General features: G+C 62.2%; 4 protein-coding genes. 2 read left to right on the forward strand and 2 right to left on the reverse strand.

Annotated features, from left to right (window positions below; translation table 11 throughout):
• Positions 1-158 precede the first annotated feature (158 nt).
• Positions 159-1,223: a GGDEF domain-containing protein gene (locus IEY31_RS18280; RefSeq protein WP_188974385.1), complete on the forward strand. Its 1,065-nt coding sequence runs from the start codon at positions 159-161 to the stop codon at positions 1,221-1,223.
• Positions 1,224-1,540: 317 nt separating this feature from the next.
• Here the strand turns inward: IEY31_RS18280 and IEY31_RS18285 are convergent, their stop codons facing one another.
• Both IEY31_RS18285 and IEY31_RS18290 read right to left on the reverse strand, forming a co-directional pair.
• The gene (locus tag IEY31_RS18285) at positions 1,541-1,870 is read right to left on the reverse strand and encodes a CoA transferase (RefSeq protein WP_188974386.1); all 330 of its coding nucleotides are present in this window, start codon (positions 1,868-1,870) and stop codon (positions 1,541-1,543) included.
• Positions 1,867-2,931 (reverse strand): LacI family DNA-binding transcriptional regulator, encoded by a 1,065-nt coding sequence (locus IEY31_RS18290; protein WP_188974387.1) that lies wholly within the window; start codon positions 2,929-2,931, stop codon positions 1,867-1,869. The genes IEY31_RS18285 and IEY31_RS18290 overlap by 4 nt, the downstream gene beginning before the upstream one ends.
• Before the next feature lie 574 nt (positions 2,932-3,505).
• Here IEY31_RS18290 and IEY31_RS18295 point away from each other — a divergent pair.
• A complete protein-coding gene (locus IEY31_RS18295; RefSeq protein WP_456236833.1) occupies positions 3,506-4,828 on the forward strand; it encodes an IS701 family transposase in 1,323 nt (440 codons plus the stop codon).
• Positions 4,829-4,919: the final 91 nt, after the last annotated feature.

A 4,919-nucleotide genomic window follows, 5' to 3' on the forward strand; every position in this document is an offset into this window, starting at 1 on the left:
AGTTCGCCGCCCGCTATCATTCCGCTTAGAAGTGCTTGACCACTGGTCCTGAGTTATGGGTTCACTCCAGCCACGTTTCCGCCCTGCCTTCAGCCGCTTTTCAGATCCGTGTGGGTGAGGCAACTGTCATAGTCATTGGTTTACCTTCTGGGCAGACCATGATCCGCCCCCCCTCCACCTCTCCCGACCACGCCTACCGGCGCAGCGCGCTGCTGGTGCTGCTTGTTGGTGGACTGGTCACCTCGCTGATCACCCTGGTCCTGCAACCCAGAATCATGACCAGCCTGGAACTGGCCACGCTGCTTCTGATCGTCGTGAAAAACGCGGGCCTGGGACTGTGGCTATGGTGGCGCCCGGCAGACCTGATGCGCGTGGGGCTGACCGAGCTGACCCTGCACATCGGGGGGGCCGTCTTCCGGCTGGCGCAGGTGCTGCTGGTCGATCAGGAAGCCTCCGGATTGGGCGGCTACTCCTACTGGATGGTTTTGAGCTATCTGGTGGCCTCGCTGGTGTTGCGCCCCCGCCCCTTCCTGCTGGTGTCGCTGGGGCAGTATGCGGCCCTGCTTGCGGTGGGCGCCGTCTTCTGGTTGGCCCCCGACATTGCCCCGGCGACCAAGGCGGCGCAGGCCAACCTGCTGCTGCAGCTGTACCTGCTGCACGGCACCGTGATCGCCTTTCTCTACTTGCAGCACCAGTTGCGCCGGCAGTATGTGCAGACCCTGCTGCGGGCCGAACGGGAGGCCAACCTCGCGCAGGTGGACGTGCTGACCGGACTTCCCAACCGCCGGCAGTTGCAAGCCTGGCTGACCACGGACCTGGACCGCGCTGCCGACGACGGGCCCTTGAGTCTGGTGCTGTTTGACCTTGACCATTTCAAGCAGGTGAACGACACCCACGGTCACGACATTGGGGACAGGGTGTTGCAGGAGACTGCCCAGGCGGTATCCCACGTCTTGGGCCAGGGTGACCGGGTGGGTCGCTGGGGGGGCGAGGAATTCCTGATTCTGGTGGCTGGCGATCAGGTGGCCGCACAGGACGTGGCGTCGCGGCTGCGCCGCGACATGCGGTCCATGTGGCAGCCGGCATCGTGCGCCGTCACGGTCAGCTGTGGGATTGCCCAGGCCCGCCACACGGACACGCCTGAAACGCTGCTGCGCCGCGCCGATACGGCGCTGTATCAGGCCAAGGCAGCCGGCCGCGACACGGCCCGCGCCATTGGTTAGGATTGCCCACACGGGGACTGTGCCGGAGCCTGCATTGCACCTCCGGACCCCATGTTCATTCCGTTCAGATGTCCGGTCCGGGCGTTTGATACGGGCTCCGATTGAATCTTTTGCTAAACGATGAAAATCCGAGCGAAGCGAGAACGAGCAGAACGGGTTCCGGGAGTGGAGTTGGCAAACCGGGAGGACGCCGGTTTGCCAACTCCACTCCCGGAACCCGTTTGAGATATTTCAGATGTCTCGTGGTTCCCGGGCAGCACCGGACCATGTGGGGGGCTGTCCGGTTGTCCGGTCATCGCGGCGAAACCGCTGAAAGCCTAGGTCAGTGTGCCGAACCCCGGTTCCTGGCTGAACGGCGCGGTCTGCCCGAAGCCGGTGAGCCCGACCAGGTCCGGCACGGTCTGGCGGGCTGCTTCGCCGTGGAGGTCCAGCGTGATCAGGCGTTTGTTGCGCGCGATGGACTTCCACCACAGCGGCACGCCGTCCCGGATGAAGTCCCAGCGCCGGGCGTCGTCTCCGTGTGGGTGCTCAACCCTGATCACGTCCGCGCCGTAATTCCCCAGATTGATGGCGATCAGCAGTCCCGCGTAGAGACTGGCCAGGTCAAGCACCTTGATTCCGTCCAGGGCGGTGCTGATGCCAGTCACAGGTGGCCCCGCTCGTCCCGCGCTGCCGGCGTCCGGCGCGGCGTGGTTGAGCCGCGTGGCATCAGGACAGGTGAGACGGTCAGCTGCCGGGGCAGCGTGCCGCTGTCACCGCCGAGGCGGTCAAACAGCAGTTGAGCGGCGAGGCGGCCGCGTTCACCCGCCATCAGGGAGACGCTGCTCAGCGGCGGTGTGGTGAACTGGCATTCACGGATGTCGTCCATACCGATCACGGCGACGTCCTCGGGAATCCGCAGACCGTGTGCGCGCAGCGCGCGCATGGCGCCGATCGCCATCAGGTCGTTGGCGCAGAGCAGTCCGTCGAAACACACGCCCTGCGCCAGCAGGTGCTGGGCGGCGCGGTGGCCTCCCTCCGTCGTGAAGTCTTCCTCGGCACGCAGGACCGGCGAAATGGTCTGGTCTGCGGCGCGCAGGGCGTTTTGAACGCCTTTCTCGCGTTCTGAGGAGGGCCATGTTCCGGCAGGACCGTTGACGAAGGCGAGTGCTGAACAGCCCACGGCCCACAGGTGCTGAATCGCCAGTGCAGCTCCGGCCGCGCTGGCCACCGTCACGTTGTCGCAGATGACGTCCTGAAGGTGACCAATGATGACCACAGGACCTGCAACTTCCCGGAGCGAGGCGTCCAGTGCGCTGGCCCCATGCAGGGAGATCATGATGAGGCCGTCCACCGAGCGCTGGGCCAGTGTTTCCAGGGCGTGCACTTCCTCTGAGGGCTGACTTTCGGTACTGATCAGGTGCAGATGGTAGGCGCGTTGCCTGGCGATCTGCTGAACCGTTCTGGCAATCTCGATGTAGACCGGGTTGCCGATATCCGGCACGGCCAGCGCGATCGTCCGGGTGACCTGTGTCCGCAGGCTGGCCGCGGCGTGGTTGGGCTGGTAGCGCAGCGCCCGCGCGCAGCGCTCTACCCGCTGCCGGGTCTCCACAGAAATGCGTGGGCTGCCGTTCAGAGCCAGCGAGACGGTAGCCGACGACACGTTCGCCGCTTTGGCAACATCCGTGATGGTGACCCTGCGCTCGCCCGGCCGAATGGATTGAGGCATGTATAGGTCATAGTTAAATCGATTAACTATATTTTGTCAAGCCGGACTGGTGTCTTGCATCGCTAAGAGCGAGATGCCTGGACGGGCACCCGGAAGTTCAGGTGCACGGCACGGCAGGCCCGCCGTCCATGTTTTTTCAGGGCCATGGATCGTGGCCACGTCGCAGCAGTGCACAGAATGGCGCGCGAGCGACAATGAGGGTGCCGTATCACAACCCCTTTTGAAAGCGAAGTCGTCGATCCCAACGTCCCGTTGGGCCGGACCAGCCAGTGGGCACAGACGCTATTGCTCCGTTGCTGGATATGGAACCTGAACCCGATCAAGTGGCACGCGAGCGGTTCGCGAATCTGTCGCCGACAGAGCGTGCCCAGGAGACGGTGCGGTCCCTGAAAGTGGTATCGGCAACCGTCTGGACGCCGAGGAGTACCGGAAGCTCGGGGAGGTGCTGGAAGTGGGTGCCCTGGACGCCGCCGCGTTAAGCGCCGAGGCTGCCCGCGCCCTGACCACGGGGACGTGCGACAACTAGCTGTACTTTGGGGAATATTCAGGGGCACCTTTTGGGCCGGCATCTGCGATGCTGGCCTTCTTGTTCAAGCGTACTCAACTCCCGCGGTGGACTCGTCACTTCCCCACCTGGTTTTCCCCACTCCTCATGTGTTTTCGCCATCAGTCTCAACGGCTTTGGGCACCAACCTATGTTCAAGGCCTCTGTAGCGCAGCGCACCGGAAAAGCATGCAGCCTCTGGCCGATCAGGTGGCGCCTGGAACATACGACCAGATCCAGCATTTCATCACCGATAGTCCCTGGAGTATTCAGGGACTGGAACGGATCGTTGCAGACCGGGCACAGCACCTTTTAGGTGGGAAGAATGCTGTGCTCATCATTGACGATACCTGCCTGACCAAGTTCGGATCCAGTTCAGTGGGCGTCGGGCGGCAGTACTCCGGACAGGCTGGGAAGATCACCAATTGCCAGTGCCTGGTTTCCGTGACGCTCGCCCGAGACGAGATTCCCATTCCACTCCGTCTGAAACTATTTTTGCCCTCAGAGTGGTCCGCAAACACGGATCGTTGTGCCAGAGCGGGTGTTCCTGTGGAACACCCGCTTCAGTCCACCAAATGGGAAATCGCCCTGCGAGAAATTGATGACCTTCAGGGGACGGTCCACTACGGGATGGTGCTCGCTGACGCTGGATATGGCATCAGCACCAGGTTCAGACGAGCATTGACCCAACGTGGCCTGCGCTGGTCGGTCGGTACCGTCAAAACCCAACACGTCTACCCCCCTAATGTCCGGTTGATCCCTATCCCAAAGCATTTTCGGGGGCGCCCTCCCAGACATCCAACGCCATCCGAAGAGACCGAGACCATTGAGTCCGTGCTCAGTCGTGAACCCTGGCGACGTGTGATGTGGCGCCAGGGAACCAAAGGACCGCTGATCGGCACGTTCGCCGCGAAGTACGTCCGTCTCGCTGATGGCAATGAGAACGCACGTGGACCACATCTTCCAGGGGAAGGTGCCTGGGTGATCGGTGAGCAACGAGCCCAGGGTGAAAAGAAGTATTACATTTGCAATCTGCCGCCTGGAACGGCATTTGAGCACCTCATCCAAGTGACCAAACAGCGCTGGGCCTGTGAACTGGGTCACCGGGAACTCAAGCAGGAAGTTGGGCTGGATCATTTCGAAGGGCGAAGCTGGCAAGGTTTGCACCATCACGCGGTGCTCTGTCTCATTGCACTGCTGTTCCTGCAATGGCTGCGCTTGTCGCAACTGGATGGACTGTTCGGTGAAACTGTCCCAGCCATTCGACGTGAAATCGCCGGGGATCATCCCCGGCGATTCAGGACACAGCTTCGATATTGTCCGTCCTGCACAGCCTTATTCAGTGGACCCTAAATATCCCCAAAGTACAGCTAGAGGCTGCCAGGAACCCTACCCAAGAAAGGGCCTGATTTTCGCCAACATCAGAACGCAAGCAGCGACGAAA

The sequence above is a fragment of the Deinococcus aerolatus genome, from assembly GCF_014647055.1.
GTDB classification, from domain to species: domain Bacteria; phylum Deinococcota; class Deinococci; order Deinococcales; family Deinococcaceae; genus Deinococcus; species Deinococcus aerolatus.

Coding starts and splice junctions, on each gene's coding strand:
- IEY31_RS18280 (WP_188974385.1), top strand. CDS start 159: ATGATCCGCCCCCCCTCCACCTCTCCCGACCACGCCTACCGGCGCAGC.
- IEY31_RS18290 (WP_188974387.1), bottom strand. CDS start 2,931: ATGCCTCAATCCATTCGGCCGGGCGAGCGCAGGGTCACCATCACGGAT.
- IEY31_RS18295 (WP_456236833.1), top strand. CDS start 3,506: ATGCTGGCCTTCTTGTTCAAGCGTACTCAACTCCCGCGGTGGACTCGT.